At 55.7% G+C, this 16978-nt stretch carries 14 protein-coding genes; 3 read left to right on the top strand and 11 right to left on the bottom strand.

The features are described from left to right. Positions 1-55: 55 nt before the first annotated feature. The 9 genes from aruF to acs all read right to left on the bottom strand — a co-directional run bounded on the left by aruF (position 56) and on the right by acs (position 10675). Positions 56-1075 (bottom strand): arginine/ornithine succinyltransferase subunit alpha, encoded by a 1020-nt coding sequence (gene aruF / locus AB3G35_RS20655; protein WP_086798386.1) that lies wholly within the window; start codon positions 1073-1075, stop codon positions 56-58. Positions 1076-1316: 241 nt separating this feature from the next. Next, positions 1317-2537 (bottom strand): aspartate aminotransferase family protein, encoded by a 1221-nt coding sequence (locus AB3G35_RS20660; protein ID WP_016782128.1) that lies wholly within the window; start codon positions 2535-2537, stop codon positions 1317-1319. Positions 2538-2821: 284 nt separating this feature from the next. Beyond that, the gene (gene argR, locus AB3G35_RS20665) at positions 2822-3802 is read right to left on the bottom strand and encodes a transcriptional regulator ArgR (RefSeq protein ID WP_016782127.1); all 981 of its coding nucleotides are present in this window, start codon (positions 3800-3802) and stop codon (positions 2822-2824) included. A 115-nt stretch (positions 3803-3917) separates the two neighbouring features. Continuing rightward, positions 3918-4682 (bottom strand): ABC transporter ATP-binding protein, encoded by a 765-nt coding sequence (locus AB3G35_RS20670; protein WP_016782126.1) that lies wholly within the window; start codon positions 4680-4682, stop codon positions 3918-3920. 23 nt (positions 4683-4705) lie between these two features. Further along, entirely contained in the window at positions 4706-5818 is a 1113-nt protein-coding gene (locus AB3G35_RS20675) for a succinylglutamate desuccinylase/aspartoacylase family protein (RefSeq protein ID WP_095040019.1), read from the bottom strand. Between the two features lie 3 nt (positions 5819-5821). Further along, positions 5822-6520, bottom strand: coding sequence for an ABC transporter permease (locus AB3G35_RS20680; RefSeq protein WP_016782124.1), 699 nt, complete (start codon positions 6518-6520; stop codon positions 5822-5824). Continuing rightward, positions 6517-7206: an ABC transporter permease gene (locus tag AB3G35_RS20685; RefSeq protein ID WP_016782123.1), complete on the bottom strand. Its 690-nt coding sequence runs from the start codon at positions 7204-7206 to the stop codon at positions 6517-6519. The genes AB3G35_RS20680 and AB3G35_RS20685 overlap by 4 nt, the downstream gene beginning before the upstream one ends. Before the next feature lie 104 nt (positions 7207-7310). Continuing rightward, complete coding sequence (locus AB3G35_RS20690; RefSeq protein ID WP_016782122.1) at positions 7311-8084, bottom strand: ABC transporter substrate-binding protein; 774 nt, start codon at positions 8082-8084, stop codon at positions 7311-7313. 635 nt (positions 8085-8719) lie between these two features. Then, a complete protein-coding gene (gene acs / locus AB3G35_RS20695) occupies positions 8720-10675 on the bottom strand; it encodes an acetate--CoA ligase (RefSeq protein WP_369782042.1) in 1956 nt (651 codons plus the stop codon). 415 nt (positions 10676-11090) lie between these two features. Here acs and AB3G35_RS20700 point away from each other — a divergent pair, with 415 nt between their 5' ends. The 3 genes from AB3G35_RS20700 to AB3G35_RS20710 all read left to right on the top strand — a co-directional run bounded on the left by AB3G35_RS20700 (position 11091) and on the right by AB3G35_RS20710 (position 13498). Beyond that, entirely contained in the window at positions 11091-11354 is a 264-nt protein-coding gene (locus AB3G35_RS20700) for a DUF2790 domain-containing protein (RefSeq protein ID WP_016782120.1), read from the top strand. Between the two features lie 142 nt (positions 11355-11496). After that, the gene (locus AB3G35_RS20705; protein WP_086798396.1) at positions 11497-11754 is read left to right on the top strand and encodes a heme utilization protein; all 258 of its coding nucleotides are present in this window, start codon (positions 11497-11499) and stop codon (positions 11752-11754) included. A gap of 493 nt (positions 11755-12247) precedes the next feature. Then, a complete protein-coding gene (locus AB3G35_RS20710) occupies positions 12248-13498 on the top strand; it encodes a ribonucleotide-diphosphate reductase subunit beta (protein ID WP_016782118.1) in 1251 nt (416 codons plus the stop codon). 81 nt (positions 13499-13579) lie between these two features. Here the strand turns inward: AB3G35_RS20710 and AB3G35_RS20715 are convergent, their stop codons facing one another. Continuing rightward, on the bottom strand, positions 13580-14626 hold the full coding sequence (locus AB3G35_RS20715; RefSeq protein ID WP_369782043.1) for a hypothetical protein: 1047 nt from the start codon (positions 14624-14626) through the stop codon (positions 13580-13582). Between the two features lie 1778 nt (positions 14627-16404). Continuing rightward, the gene (locus AB3G35_RS20720) at positions 16405-16752 is read right to left on the bottom strand and encodes a hypothetical protein (protein ID WP_106117143.1); all 348 of its coding nucleotides are present in this window, start codon (positions 16750-16752) and stop codon (positions 16405-16407) included. Between the last annotated feature and the right edge of the window lie 226 nt (positions 16753-16978).

Below are 16978 nucleotides of genomic sequence, written 5' to 3' on the forward strand. Positions count from 1 at the left end.
GCTATCTCCTTGGACGGGGCTCGCTGACGACCCCCGCGAAACTCGCTCAAACGCGTTAAACCGCCACCACTCGCACGCTGGCACCTTCGCCAACGCCAAGTGCTTCGGCCGCTTCCAGATCCAGCGTGACCGGCTTGCCCGGCGCCCAATCCAGCTCCAGCAGTACCGCGCGGTAATCCTGCAGCTGGGCGTTGGCCACCAGGTACTGACGACCGCCGCCTTTGCTCGACTCGCCGATCTTGACCGGCACCACGCGGCTCTGGGCGATGGAGCGGATGCCCGACACCCGTGCATGCAGGGTCGGGCCACCGTCGAAAATATCGATGTAATGATCGGTTTCGAAGCCTTCGCGCATCAGGATGTCGAAGGTGATCTGCGCACGCGGATGTACCTGACCCATTGCCTCCTGGGCCGTGTCGGGCAACAACGGCACATAGATCGGGTAATGGGGCATCAGCTCGGCGAGGAAGGTGCGGCTCTTGAGCCCGCACAGACGCTCGGCGGCGGCATAGTTCAAATCGAAGAAGTTGCGGCCAATGGCGTCCCAAAATGGCGAGTCGCCATTTTCATCGCTATAGCCCACGATCTCGGTCACCACGGAATCGGCAAAACGCTCCGGGTGGTTGGCCACAAACAGCAGGCGGCCACGGGAGTTGAGTTCGGACCAGGCCGAGCCCACCAGTTCCGGGACCACATAAAAACTGGTCAGCAGGCTGTTGCCGGTCAGGTCATGGCACTGCGACAGGACGTGGATCTTGTTGTGGATCTTCAGCTCGCGGGACGCGTGCACGAACGTCTCGTTACGGAAGCTGTAGAACGGCTCCGAGTAACCGGCCGAGGCCACGATCGCCGAGCAACCCACCAGCTTGCCGGCGGCAGTGTCTTCAAGGACGAAAAAGTAGCTTTCCTCGCCATTGAAGCTGACTTCGGCGGCAAACGAGGTTTCGGACGCGGCGATCTTGTCGCGCAGGCGTTCGATATCGTCGGGCAATGAAGTGACACCAATCGGGCTGTCCGCAGCCAGACGCTGTACCTCGCCCAGATCAGCCATTTGCGCAGGGCGCATCACCAGCATGGTGTCACTCCTTAATCCTTGAACCACATAGAGGGGGAACATGCCGAACAGTCGAATACACCCGGGACCTCAACTGTGGGAGCGGGCTTGCTCGCGATGGCATCACTGCGCCATGACTGACACACCGCGCTGCCTGTATCGCGAGCAAGCCCGCTCCCACACTCAAAGCCCCGTGCATTGAGCCTGACTCGGCACATTAAATTAGGTCAGGCACCCGGTAATCCGGGCGCCGGGGTCACACTCAGGCTTGCGTCAGATTCTTCACGGCACGTTCGAAGCGATCCAGGCCTTCTTTGATATCGGCCTCTTCAACCACCAGGCTTGGCGCAAAACGCACCACGTCGGGGCCGGCCTGCAGAATCATCAGGTTTTCTTTTTCAGCGGCGTTGAAAATGTCCTTGGCGCGGCCCTTCCAGGCATCGCTCAATACACACCCCAGCAACAGGCCCATGCCGCGCACTTCGGTGAACAGGCCGTATTGCTGGCCGATTTGCTCAAGACGGGTCTTGAACAGGTCATGCTTGGCCTTCACGCCCTGCAGCACCTGCGGGGTATTGATCACATCGATCACTGCATTGCCGACGGCGCACGCCAGCGGGTTGCCACCATAGGTGGTGCCGTGGGTACCCACAACCAGATGCTTGGCCAACGCTTCGGTGGTCAGCATGGCTGCGATCGGGAAACCGCCGCCCAGGCTCTTGGCGCTGGTGAGGATGTCCGGGGTCACGCCGTAATGCATATAGGCAAACAGCTCGCCAGTACGACCCATGCCGGTTTGCACTTCGTCAAACACCAGCAGCGCATTGTGCTGGTCGCACAGTTCGCGGGCGCCCTGCAGGTAAGCCTGCTCGGCCGGCAGCACGCCGCCTTCGCCCTGGATCGGTTCCAGCACCACGGCGCATGTCTTGTCCGAGATCGCCGCTTTCAGCGCGGCAAGATCGTTGAACGGAACATGGGTAATGCCGGTGATTTTCGGGCCGAAACCGTCGGAGTACTTCGACTGCCCGCCCACGTTCACGGTAAACAGCGTGCGGCCGTGGAAGCTGTTGAGTGCGGCGATGATTTCGTACTTCTCGCTGCCGAAACGGTCATGCGCCACGCGACGGGCCAGCTTGAAGGCGGCCTCGTTGGCTTCAGCGCCCGAGTTGCAGAAGAACACGCGCTCGGCGAAGGTCGAATCCACCAGTTTTTTGGCCAGGCGCAGGGCCGGCTCGTTGGTGAACACATTGGACACATGCCAGAGAGTATTCGCCTGCTCGGTCAAGGCACCGACCAATGCCGGATGCGCATGACCCAGTACGTTAACGGCAATGCCGCCTGCGAAGTCGATCAGCTCTCGACCGGCCTGGTCCCACACTCGGGAACCGGCGCCACGCACAGGAATAAAGGCTGCAGGTGCGTAGTTGGGAACCATGACCTGATCGAAATCGGCGCGTTGCACCGGGGCTTGCTCAACGGACATCGGAGTCTCCTGAAGAGGAACGCCTGCCTAAACTGGCGAGCGATGGGGGGATTGTAGGGACACATCGGGGGCTCGCCTTGTCGCCAAGCGACAACTTCTTATAGCGCCAAACCACGATTTACCAAGGCTTACGACAATGCGACATATTCCGTCACAAAGGCGCAGTTTAAACGCTGGGGCGTGTTTACGGCAGCACTGCGGGGTGCTGATTTGCCGCAAACGCATGAGCCTTGCCATCACGGCAAGTCATGCAGGTTTGGACAGCAAGCTGTGACAGGCTGTTTTCAGCCGCGCTCGGCGGGTGCCGACGACAGTTCGAACGGGCTGCTGCTGCGGCGCTGGTTGCGGTCTTCACGCGGGGTCGCGCCAAAGAAGTTGCGGTAGGCGCTGGAGAAATGCGGCCCCGACGAGAAGCCACAGGACAAGCCGATCTGGATGATCGACTTGCTGGTTTGCATCAGCATCTGCCGAGCCTTGTTCAGGCGCAGTTCGAGGTAGTACTGGCTGGGTACGCGATTGAGGTACTGCTTGAAGATGCGCTCCAGTTGCCGACGGGAAACGCACACATGCTGGGCGATTTCGTCGGTGGTCAGGGGCTCTTCGATATTGGCCTCCATCAGCAGCACAGCCTGGGTCAACTTGGGATGGCTGGAGCCAAGGCGGTTTTGCAGGGGAATGCGTTGACGCTCGCCACCTTCGCGGATGCGCTCGACCACCAGCTCCTCGGACACCGCACCAGCCAGCTCGGCACCATGATCGCGAGCCAGTACCGCCAGCAACAGGTCGAGCACCGACAAGCCGCCACAGGCACTGAGACGGTCACGGTCCCAGTCAAACAGATGACTGGTGGCAATCACCTTGGGGAAGCGCTCGGCAAAATCATCCTGCCAGCGCCAGTGAACCGCCGCGCGGTAACCATCGAGCAGGCCCAGTTGCGCCAGCGGATAAACGCCCGCTGACAATCCGCCAATGACGCACCCTGCCCGCACCAGCTGCTTGAGCGCACTGCTCAAGGCCGGGGCCAGGGCCGCTGGCGGCTCATCGGCGAGCAAAAACAGTTTTTGGCAGCCTTCCAGCTTGCCGTTCCAGGGCTCACCGGGCAATTGCCAGGCACCCTCGAGCGGCGCTTCGGCCTGCAGAAACAACAATTCGTAAACGACTTCAGGATGCACGCGCTGGGCAACACGCAACGCTTCCTCGGCCAGCGCCAGGGTCAGGGCCTTGGTGCTGGGCCAAATGAGGAAACCAATTCGATGGGCGGTCATAGCGTGCTATCCGGAACGAGAACAGGAATAAAACCAATACACCCAGCCTAGGCCAGCTGCGCGGGATGCGGAGCATGACCTATTTTGGTGCATGGCGGCAGTGTTAAAACTGCAGTTACTTCAAGCTGCCCGACAAAAACTGCTGCAAACGCTCGCATTGCGGGTTGACCAGCACTTCACGCGGGTCACCGCTCTCTTCAACAATCCCCTTGTGCAGGAACACCAGCTGGTTCGACACTTCACGGGCAAAACCCATTTCGTGGGTCACCACCACCATCGTGCGACCTTCCTGGGCCAGGTCCTGCATCACCTTGAGCACATCACCCACCAGTTCCGGGTCAAGTGCTGACGTTGGCTCGTCAAACAGCATGACTTCCGGCTCCATCGCCAGGGCGCGGGCAATCGCCACACGTTGCTGCTCGCCACCCGACATATGCCCCGGGTAGGCGTCCTTGCGATGGGACACGCCCACTTTCTGCAGGTAGTGCTCTGCCTTGTCACGGGCCTCGGCCTTGGACATGCCCAGCACATGCACCGGCGCTTCCATGATGTTTTCCAGCGCGGTCATATGTGACCACAGGTTGAAATGCTGGAACACCATCGACAGGCGCGAGCGCATGCGCTGCAACTGCTTGGGATCGGCGGCCTTGAGCGCGCCGTCCTTGCTGGCGATCAGCTTGAGCTCTTCGCCGTTGAGCAGGATCTTACCGGCATGGGGCTGCTCGAGCAGGTTGATGCAACGCAAAAAGGTACTTTTGCCGGAACCACTGGAACCGATGATGCTGATCACATCGCCTGCCTTGGCGGCCAGTGAAACGCCTTTGAGCACTTCATGACTGCCATAGCGTTTATGCAGGTCTTGGACTTCAAGTTTGTACATGCTGTCGGTTCTCACAAAAACAGTCAGTCGTTGAGCAAGCGCCCGTGGCGCAAAGGCTCGCGCCCCGCCACTTTAGCCAGCCAGAAACCGGGTTGGGCATAACGCAGGCGCTCAACGGCAAATAACACGCCGGATGTTCCTGCGCATACCGTACTGACCCGGTCAGATAAAGGATCAATCACTTCAAACAGCGGCTCGCCCTTTTCAACCCAGGCGCCCACCGGACGTAAAAAACTCACCACACCAGGGTGCGGTGCAAACAATAACTCAGTGCCTTCAAACGGCATGCCTTCGCAGGTGTCATGCTGTGCAGCAGGCCAGTCGCCATTGATCAGCCCTTGTTCGGCCAGAAACGCCAGAATACCCTCGGCATACGCTTCGGCCTGGGGCCTGCCGGTATCGGCCTGGCCGCCCAGCTCCAGGGTGGTGGACATGCAGGCCAATGGAATCTGCGCATCGGCAAACCGGCGCTGCAAACGCAGCCAAGGTACTGAGCAGGCTTCATCGAAAGAGCTGCCGCCCGAGTCTTCAGCCAACAAGCCAACCCGCACATCCAGCTGCGCAGCCAGCGAACGCCACTGCGGCCAATGCTGGGGCAACGCGTACATGTGCAGGGCAGCGTCGGTTTCACAGTGCAGGTCCAGCACAATGTCCGCATTGCAGGCATGGCTCAACAAGACACGCTGCATACCTTGCAACGGGCTGGTCGCCGCTGGCAACCCGGCCAGCACCTCCAGCATGGCCTGGCGGATCAGCCGGGTATTGGCGTGGGGATCATCCCCCAGGCGACCTGCCAGCCGCTGCGCTACCGGCTCACTCAACTCGACAAAATCGCGATTGAAGTTCTTGCCGCTGCCAAACTCGAAACGCCCCTGGTGGCTGCCTTGCAGCAACTGGCCAAGCCCCAGGGGGTTGGCCACGGGCACCAGCTCAATCACACCGTTCAAGGCGCCACGGGCTTCAAGTTCGCTCAGGCGTTTCTTCAGCTCCCAGGCACAACGCATGCCCGGCAGCTCGTCGGCATGCAGGCTGGCCTGGATATAGGCCTTGCGCTCACCTGCGCCAAACCGGAACACCGTCAAATGACGCTCGCAACCCAGGTTGCTCCAGGGCAGCAGGTGATCGATACGTTCCATCGGTCAGGCCTTGCGCGGGGCCATATAGCCCAGCCAGCGGCGCTCGGCCAGTTTGAACAGGCGCACCAGAATGAACGTCAGGCACAGGTAGAAAGCACCAGCCGTGATATAGGCCTCAAACGGCAGGTAGTACTGGGCATTGACCGTACGCGCAGCGCCGGTGATGTCGATCAGGGTCACGATGGAGGCCAGGCTGGTGGTCTGCAACATCATGATCACTTCGTTACTGTATTGCGGCAGCGCCCGGCGCATGGCCGACGGCAACAGAATGCGGCGATACATCTTGGAACGGGACATGCCCATCGCCTTGGCTGCTTCAATCTCGCCATTGGGCGTGGCCCGCAGGCTGCCGGCAATGATTTCGGCGGTATAGGCACTGGTATTGATGGCAAATGCCAGGCAAGCGCAGAAAGTGGCACTGGACAACAACGGCCACATAAAGCTGTCACGGATGACTTCGAACTGGGCCAGACCGTAATAGATCAAGAACAGCTGCACCAGCATCGGCGTGCCACGAATCACATAGGTAAACAGCCAGGCAGGAAAGTTGACCCAGGCCTGCTTGGAGACCCGCATCAAACCCAGCGGCACGGCCGCCAGCAAGCCGAAAAACAGCGAGATACCCAGCAGTTTCACGGTTTCCAGCAGCCCGCTCAGGTACAGCGGCATGCTGGCCCAGATGACGTTGTAGTCAAAGATCATAGCTCAGCCGCCCTAACGCCTACCGAGTAGCGCTTCTCAAGTTGTCGCAGTGCCAGCAGCGAAACACTGGTCAGTACCAGGTACATCGCTGCAACGGCCAGGAAGAAGGTGAACGGCTCGCGGGTGGCATCCGCCGCCTGCTTGGCCTTGAACATCATGTCTTGCAGGCCCACCACCGAAATCAGCGCCGTAGCCTTGGTCAACACCAGCCAGTTATTGGTAAAGCCAGGGATCGCCAGGCGAATCATCTGCGGCACCAATACCCGGAAAAACACCTGGAACGGACTCATGCCATACGCCATGCCGGCTTCAGCCTGCCCCTTGGGGATGGCCATGAACGCACCACGAAACGTCTCGGACAGGTAGGCACCAAAAATAAAGCCCAGGGTGCCGATACCGGCAGCCAACGGGTTCAAGTCAATGTAATCGTCGTAGCCCAGCATTGGCGCCACGCGATTGAGCAAGTCCTGACCGCCGTAGAAAATCAGCAAAATCAGCACAAGGTCGGGAATCCCGCGGATTACCGTTGAATACAGATCGCCCATCCAAGCCAGCCAACGTACCGGCGACAAGCGCAACGAAACACCGATCAGACCTAGAACAATGGCCAGGGCCATGGACGACAAGGCGAGCTGAAGCGTCAGCCAAGCGCCATCGAGGATGACAGCCCCGTAGCCTTTCAACATGATTCCGGCCCTCTAGAAAAATAGCTCGAAAATGAGGATGAAAAAATGGCGCAAACTTCAGAGATCCTGTCGCTTGCGCCATTCAGACGTACTGCTGCGATGTATTACTGACCGTAAATATCGAAGTTGAAGTACTTGTCCTGGATTTGCTTGTACTTGCCGTTTTCACGGATAGCCGTGATGGCAGCGTTGATCTTGTCTTTCAGGGCGTCGCCCTTGCGCACGGCGATACCCACGCCATCACCAAAGTATTTCACGTCGGTGAAAGCCGGGCCTGCGAACGCATAGCCTTTGCCAGCCGGGGTTTTCAGGAAACCGTCTTCCAGCAAAGTGGCGTCGGCAACGGTACCGTCAAGACGACCCGCTTCAACATCCAGGTAGATTTCGTTCTGCGAGCCGTAAGGCACGACTACTGCGCCTTTGGGTGCCAGGACTTCCTTGGCGAAACGGTCGTGGATCGAACCGCGCTGCACGCCGATTTTCTTGCCTTTGAGTTCATCAAGGCTGTCGCTGACCACAGTACCTTCCTTCATCACCAGGCGAGCCGGGGTCAGGTAGTACTTGTTGGTGAAATCAACCGACTTCTTGCGGTCTTCGGTGATGGACATCGAGGACAGGATCGCGTCGATTTTGCGCACTTTAAGCGCAGGGATCAGACCATCGAATTCTTGCTCGACCCACACACACTTGACCTGCATCTGCTCGCACAGTGCATTACCGATGTCGTAGTCAAAACCCACGATACTGCCATCCGGGGCTTTGGAAGCGAACGGAGGGTAAGCCGCTTCAATACCAATTTTCAGAGGTTTGTCAGCAGCAAAAGCCTGCAGGGACAGCACGGACAGTGCCAGGGCGCCAAGAAGCACGAGTTTCTTCATCTTAGGACTCCATCGGTAAAGGCAATAAAAGCAGAGTGAGCCTGAGCCCAATATGCGGAGGTTAAACCGGGAATGCGGCGCCACGTCCTACTGGCGTTGCACTGTGACCAGCACAACAACGACGAGCGAGTGATCGGCATTCTAACGACAGGCTTCAAGCCGTTATTTCTTCAATGCGACAACTAATTACAGATGCATCGAAAAAGGCGGCCTTGCGTGTTGACATCTCCGCAAATAAATGCAAGAGGAAAAGACGTAGAACCTATAGAAGCTGCAAATAGCGGGCCTATTATTCGCAAACCCTTCTATTCCGGCAAGTGCAGCGTTTAATCTTATTTTTTCAGGGTACCAGAAGGGCTCTAAATCGGTGCTTTGGGTGTCGCAAAGCCCCATCTTGGAGCCGTCGGTTACATATTCGGTAACACCGCCCGCCTGCGCGCGCAGTTGCAATTGTCTTGCCGGCCCTGAATGCACCTTGTGGGAGCAGGCTTGCTCGCGATGCAGGCGATGCGGTGTGCCAGATAAACCGAAGCGCCGTCATCGCGAGCAAGCCCGCTCCCACAGTAGATTCGGGGCCACCATAAAAAAGCCCCGCCAGGTAACACCGGACGGGGCTCGATGACGCTCAGAACGCCTTATGCGACTTTCATGCCTTTATGGGTATCGATCAAGTGCTGCACCACACCCGGGTCAGCCAGGGTAGAGATATCGCCCAGGCCATCGTACTCGCCGGTGGCAATCTTGCGCAGGATACGGCGCATGATCTTGCCCGAACGGGTTTTCGGCAGGCCCGGCGCCCACTGGATAACATCCGGCGAGGCGATTGGACCAATCTCCTTGCGCACCCAGTTTTTCAGCTCAAGGCGCAACACCTCACTTGGCTCTTCGCCACCGTTGAGGGTGACATAGACATAAATCCCCTGCCCCTTGATGTCATGCGGCACACCGACCACTGCAGCTTCAGCGACTTTGGGGTGGGCCACCATCGCGCTCTCGATTTCCGCGGTACCCATCCGGTGACCGGACACGTTGAGCACGTCATCCACACGGCCGGTGATCCAGTAGTAACCGTCTTCGTCACGGCGCGCGCCGTCACCGGTGAAGTACATGCCACGGAAGGTCTTGAAGTAGGTGTCGACGAAACGGTCATGATCGCCGTACAGGGTCCGCGCCTGGCCCGGCCACGAGTCGAGAATCACCAGGTTACCTTCAGCCGCCCCCTCTATAAGGTTGCCCAGGTTATCCACCAGCCCCGGTACCACACCAAAGAACGGACGCGCCGCAGAGCCAGGCTTGAGTGCATGCGCACCCGGCAGCGGGCTCATCATGCAAGCGCCGGTTTCGGTCTGCCACCAGGTATCCACAATCGGGCAGCGTTCCTTGCCAACGGTTGTGTAGTACCAGTTCCAGGCCTCGGGGTTGATCGGCTCGCCCACCGAACCCAGCAGGCGCAGGCTGGAACCATCGGCATCCTTAACCGCCGCCTGACCTTCGGCCATCATGGCGCGAATGGCTGTAGGCGCGGTGTAGAGAATATTGACCTTGTGCTTGTCGACGATTTTCGACACCCGGGTAATGTCCGGGTAGTTCGGCACGCCCTCGAACAGCACGGTGGTCGCGCCGTTGGCCAACGGTCCGTAGACGATATACGTGTGACCGGTCACCCAGCCGACGTCCGCCGTGCACCAGTACACCTCGCCCGGGCGGTAATCGAACACGCGTTCGTGGGTCAACGCGGCATAGAGCAGGTAACCGCCGGTGGTGTGCTGCACACCCTTGGGCTTGCCGGTAGAGCCGGAGGTATAAAGGATGAACAGGGCTTCTTCAGCGCCCATTTCTTTAGGCGCACAGTGAGTCGAGGCTACGGCCATCAGGTCGTGGTACCAGATATCGCGGTGCTTGTACCAGGCAATGTCGCCGCCGGTGCGCTTGAACACGATGATCTTCTGTACGCTTGAGGTATCCGGGTTGGTCAAGGCCACATCGACATTGGCCTTGAGCGCGGTACGCTTGCCGCCGCGCAAGCCTTCATCGGCGGTGATCACCACCTTGGATTTGCAGTCGATGATCCTGCCCGCCAGCGCCTCTGGCGAGAACCCGCCGAACACCACCGAGTGAATGGCACCGATCCGGGTACATGCCAGCATGGCGACCACAGCCTCGGGCACCATCGGCATATAAATAGTGACAACGTCACCCCGGTGCACATCCTGACCACGCAAGGCGTTGGCCAGTTTGCACACTTCTTCGTGCAGTTCACGGTAGGTAATGTTGCGTTGCTCGGAAGGGTCATCCCCTTCCCAAATGATCGCTACCTGCTCGCCGCGTTCGGCAAGGTGGCGGTCCAGGCAGTTGTAGGAAACGTTGAGGGTGCCGTCCGCGAACCACTTGATATCAACATGATGGTCGTCGAAAGACGTCTGCTTGACGGTAGTGAAAGGCTTGATCCAGTCGAGACGCTTTGCTTGTTCGCGCCAGAAGCCATCCGGGTTGACGACGGACTGCTGGTACATCGCCTTGTAGGTCGCCTCGTCGGTCAGCGTATTGGCAGCGACTTCAGGGCGTACGGGATACAGGGAAGCGGCACTCATGTTTCATACCTCAATGCTTGTAGTTGTTGTTTTATGACCCTGTTTTAGCCGGGCCAAGCCGTGAGTTCCATTCGACGTTGGTAGTAAGAAACACGCAGAAAACTCGTGGTTTTTCTGCGCAAGGCTCAAGCACAGTACTTACAGCGATTTGCTGCTTGCCATGCACCTTGCAAACGTCAGAAATGAGCCCTGTTTTCGACGATTGTTGCAGAAACTGTCAACAGTCTTTATCAAAACCCCCTCTATATGCCCGCACGGCACAGGCCTAAAATTCATCTCGCCAACCAAGGCACCGCGATTAACCCAAGTTACAGCCCCCACGAAGGCAAGTTTAGTCGCTCTTAAATACTCAGTTTCACACACAGCCTCACAAGGGCTGTGTGACCCCACTCGACCGAAAACAGGTAAATCTGAAATGAAAGCGTTGTTAGTTCTGGCCCTGAGCAGTGTGTGTCTGACCGCCATGGCTGATGAAGTGAACACACCCGCTGCGCACTCGCAACCTGCCGTAGAACAGTATTCCTACTCGTCCGAACTGGATATCGCCAAAGTCATTTCCATGAGCGAAATCCCCAGCGTCTGCGAAGTGGTACCGGCCCAGATGGTCTACGAAGACTCGCAAGGCAAGCAGCACACCCTTGAATACCGCGTGATGGGCAACGGCTGCTCCAACGGCTGATTAACGACCGGCGATTTATTCCAGCTTTAATCAACTCACTTATTTAAGCGAACCAACGCGGCGCTTAATTGCAACTTCCAACCTGACTTATATAACGTTGAAAAGTTGCCCGCCTGCGCTTGTATCGCTCGGGAATTATTTAATGAAACGTTCATTGATTGTGGCTTTGAGTTTTTCCGTCCTGGCCAGTTCGGCCTTTGCCGCCGACGGTTATGACCGCACCCACACCGCCACATTTACTGAAGATGGCTACAACAGTACCCGCTCGGCCAACTTTGCCGAAGATGGCTACGACAGCACCCGCTCTGCCAGTTTTGCCGAAGACGGCTACGACAGCACCCGCTCCGCCAGTTTTGCCGAAGACGGTTATGACCGCACCAACGGCCATCGCCTCAGCTAACACCGCCTCGACCTGACGCCCGGTATCTTCCGGGCGTGGTCTGCCTTGCATCAAATCCCCGCTCATGCCACAGGTCATTTGGTCGCCCCGACCCATGACAAAAAAACTTCTGCCCCGGCAAACCCTCGCTCAGCCGCAGCCATGCCTAAGCCCAGGACCAATTTAGGGCGTTTCGTCGCATCCCCTGAAAAAAAACTGGCTGAAATACCTTGTGCAAAAGCCTTATACTGCGGCCATCAAAAAGGCTTGGCATATCCCCTTCGCGGGCGATAAAACCACGCTGCTACGGCCTCAAGGCCCAGGGTGAGTGCAGGCACGACCTCCTCCCCTGAGCGACAGCGGTACAAGCCAACGTACACATTCATGTTTTTGCGTGAGCACAACGCTACTGCAAGCAACATTTCTTAGATCCAAGTGGCCTATGGCCGTGTAAAAACCAAACCATCAGTGTTTTCACACGGGCATCTGGCCCTCACGCAGGAGACGACACGTCATGCTGAGCTGGGACGAATTCGACAAAGAAGACGAAGGCGAAGTCGCTGTTAAAGGCGCCAACGCAGGCCACGCAACCGAAGCCAACATGGACCGCCTCGACGCAGCTGGCGGCGTAGCTGCCCAGGAAGCCCGTGCAGTCACGGCTACCGACTCGGCTGCGATCATTCGCGCCAAGGCCGCGCTGGACAACCTCGACATCGCTGAAGGTCTGGCCGAACTCGAAGGCGCTTCCGCCCGTGTTGCGGTTGACGAAAAGATGATGATCAACTGCCGCGCCGACCTCAACCAGCTCGTGCCGTTCAAGTACGACTGGGCGTGGCAGAAATACCTGGACGGTTGCGCAAACCACTGGATGCCGCAAGAAGTCAACATGACCGCCGACATCGCCCTCTGGAAAAACCCGGAAGGCCTGACCGACGACGAACGCCGCATCGTGATGCGCAACCTGGGCTTCTTCTCGACTGCCGACTCCCTGGTCGCCAACAACCTGGTACTGGCTGTTTACCGCCTGATCACCAACCCGGAGTGCCGCCAGTACATCCTGCGCCAGGCCTTCGAAGAGGCGATCCACACCCACGCCTACCAGTACTGCATCGAATCGCTGGCCATGGATGAAGGCGAGATCTTCAACATGTACCACGAGATCCCGTCGGTTGCCAAAAAAGCCACCTGGGGCCTGAAATACACCCGTTCGATCTCTGATCCTAAGTTCGAGACCGGTACTGTCGAAACCGACAAGGAACTGCTGCGCAACCTGATCGCCTACTACTGCGTTCTGGAAGGCATCTTCTTCTACTGCGGCTTCACCCAGATCCTGTCGATGGGCCGTCGCAACAAAATGACCGGTGTTGCCGAGCAGTTCCAGTACATCCTGCGCGACGAATCCATGCACCTGAACTTCGGCATCGACGTGATCAACCAGATCAAGATCGAAAACCCGCACTTGTGGGACGCTGAAATGAAGGAAGAAGCTTCGCAGATGATCCTGCAAGGCACCCAGCTGGAAATCGAATACGCGCGTGACACCATGCCACGCGGCGTACTGGGCATGAACGCGGCAATGATGGAGGACTACCTCAAGTTCATCGCCAACCGCCGCCTGTCGCAAATCGGCCTGAAAGAAGAATACCCGGGCACCACCAACCCGTTCCCATGGATGAGCGAAATCATGGACTTGAAGAAAGAGAAAAACTTCTTCGAAACGCGGGTTATTGAATACCAGACCGGCGGCGCGCTGAGCTGGGATTGATACGCGCGGCTTGAGTCAAGCCATACGCAGAACGTAAAAAAGGGCCAACTATGTTGGCCCTTTTTTTGTGCCTCTGTATGTTCAGTTGTTTTTTATAAAACTCAAGAACTCGGTATCTTCCTGCCACAGCTCAGCCAGTATTTTGCAGGACTTGTCAGCAGCCTCCAGACGCTTGAGTTCCTCCACTGCTACCGCCCACCAAAGCAACTTGCAAGTCTCAAGGTAGGGGCATCGATTGGCCCGCTTACCCAACAGATAGAATTTTGCAGCCTTGCGCGGTACAGCACCTTGCCGCATGAATTTCCATTTCAACCGCAAGCGATCGCGCAGCGGGTTTCTTGGAAGACGGTCAGGAACAGCGAATGAAGCCTCTGGCAAATCATCGCGATAGCCTTCGCCCTGCTCATGGAAAAACGCACGGTACATTGCATGGTGATAGCGCTTTACGGCGTAGTAATGATTGAGGCAATCATTGGCCTCGACGACTCTTCGACCGTAGAGCATAAACGACAAGGCGATTTGCTCAATTGTAAGGATTCTTGCACCCAGATGAGCCCATTGATCAATCAAACTGATTGCGCCTTCGACAATATGACCGTTGGCGTTTGTCATCCCGCAAACTCCACTATTGAACAGTCTCAACGCAGGTGCAGGGGCTATAAATTCAGCATCAAGAAGTGTAACAAGCGGACGATACCACGCGCGCCGAGAGGCTTGAGCCCAACTCAGCTCAAACTCATCCATTAAAAACTGGTCATCAGTGACTCGCTGAAACAGCAAAGCAGGGTCTTTGAAAAAAACCGTATCGGTATCAATAAAAATGGTTTTACAGGCAAGCGCGACGCCTGTCTGGATCGCACAAGCTTTACGTCGATGAGAATACCCGCCTGCACCCTGCCAAATACCCAGCGTCTCCTCACTCAAAGAGAGCACTGTGATTGGCCAGCCGTCAAATGCTTCTGGCTGGTCTGTCATCAGTGTGATCGTAAAATCAGCCAAATTCTTTCTGTGGCGTAATGCCGACAAAATACTGAACTTCGCTTCAAGCCGATAAACCTCCTTGTCGCCGTACAGCAGGTAAAGAAGTTGATGGGGCCCGATTATCGGCCTATTTATGGATTGTATCATTTGTTCCGATACCATTACTTCAGATAATGGGGAGCATTCAAAAAAGCGTCATCGAACCACAGAAAAACCCTTTTCAGATCTTCTGTTAGGTCCATCCCGGGAAGACATGCTGACGCCATCCCACTACTCGTAAATCTAGATATGGGATTTACTCGCAGGCAATAGCGTCTGAATGCCCCTGAACGAGATCAAGTTTCAGTTTTTTTTAAGAAAAAATATTTAGGATATTTCTGATTTCAGCTAAGAATTTTCTCTACTTACCTAATCTTCGGGCTAGCCTGCTAAGGCGCGAAAATTTATGCTGAAAAAGGGCGTATTGAACAGATAGACCGTAGGTCGTCAGGGGGGGGCGGGGGCAAAATGGGGGCAAAAACACCGGCGCTAGCCCGGTATCAGATTACGTCTAGGCTTCTACAATTAACAAGAGACATTCAAACCGCAAGCAGAGATAAAATCAAATATTGGTATATCAAGAAAGCTACTCTCTCCAGAGAAAATAACATCTTGCAATGTGACGATGCCTTTTTCAAGGCTCAAAGAAACGTCAAAGCCATTCAACTCGCCCCCCCTTAGCTAAACGCTCTTTGAGCACATCCGCTCATCAAAGGTATCTTTCAAAATAGAGCGAACGCTGTCATCCAACTCTTGGACGACAAATCGTTTTATTAGTGCGCCGTCACTACTCATAACTATCCCTAATCAGTAAGGTAATGCAGTCTGAATCACACCTTCCCGAACATTTATTTTGATTGTCGATATTGGAGCATCCGAGACGTTTGTTCCAACCACCTTACCAGCGCTGTACTGAGTAACGTGCCCACCTAGGCCATTAGGAGTTACCCTCCCATATCTCAGTGCACCATCAACATAACTAGAGATATCTTAAACGGATGTTCCTTGCGAAAACTTACTAACACTCATAAATCTTGAGCGAGGTCCATGGCGATGAAATATATGCTCAACACCTTCCATCGAACTACATTATTAGTGCTTGCACTCCACGACGTATCTATTTGTCTTGAGCCTGGCTATACTATACCTTGATTGCGCCATCTACAGCAGCCCCACTGCCTTTTGCACCAACTAACTATCGACCAGGGTAATACTCAATCATATAACTACCCCCTAGCTCTTATTGTATCGATCTCACCAGTTGCACTCCTTCGGCTATATGCCGAAGCTCAACCTCATGAGTGGTAAAACCAGAATCGGGAGGGTAGTCGCTGTTGAACGTCGCTTGGCACTCACCGTCCCACTTACTAATTTCGCCATCAACTCTTGAGAGAGGGGTGAGTCTTCAATGTCAACGCGCCCCATTCTATCCGGATCAGGGCAGAATATTGGCCCAGCCAAATATTCACTCGTTAGTCTTAACCTGATCATAGCAATGGCTTCCAAGGACTGACCGGATTAGCTCTAACCACGAAGCCGTTTGAGCCTACCCCAACTGCAATATTTTGCTCAACACCATTGTACTTGATGCGATAAACATTAGCCGAACCAATAGTACCGACAACCTATCTACTTTCAAGAGCGCTCATTACCACAGTGTGAATATCACTACGTGAGATGCCTTTATTGACAAAGTCAACTTAGTGTCGCTTGTAGATGTGTTGCAATCCGGCGGCACCAGTACCCTTTTCCAACCAGACGGTTCGGCCGTCTGACAACCTACGGACATCAACTACACTTCCTGGCGTGATCTTAGCCCCTCAAGACAAGCACAAGATAAGTTCGTCCCTCGTCAGAGTCGAACCCGACACTCTTTTTGCACCGTCTTATACGTTACGCAATGTCCACCATCGACAGCTGATCTCAGGTTCAAATATCACCCGAGCCTCCGAAATTGACTCAAAAAAATCAAATACAACATGAACTCCAGCGCCCGAACTATCCCGTACCAACTCAATAGACTTGACGTTTTCCGATGAAACAACTGCCAACTCTTGCATTGAAAGCCTCAGCACGACCTGGAACGACCTCATCACGGCACTAAAAGAAATATCAACCTCAAGCTCACTATTTTTTGACTTCTTTGTATAGCGACATAGAGCTAAGGTTGGATCAATCTCAACAGGCTCGATACCAAACTCTTCCAAAAAATCACTTGTACTTGGAAATTCCATTACGACATCCTCAATGAAGCGGTATGACTGTGCTAAGTTTACGAGTTCCGTCATCAAGAACCTGAAATGTGCTCTGAAAATTAGCAGCCTTGTCCGATAGCCCTATAAACAACGACTCTCTGACCTCAAATTTACCGTACTGATTGGAGAAAGTGTTTATCACATTGCTGTCAGCTTTGGTAGAAAGGGTCAAATGATCAGTCAGCATCTGACGACCAGCGGCATT

The sequence above is a fragment of the Pseudomonas sp. WC2401 genome (genome assembly GCF_041200115.1).
GTDB classification, from domain to species: Bacteria; Pseudomonadota; Gammaproteobacteria; order Pseudomonadales; family Pseudomonadaceae; genus Aquipseudomonas; species Aquipseudomonas fragi.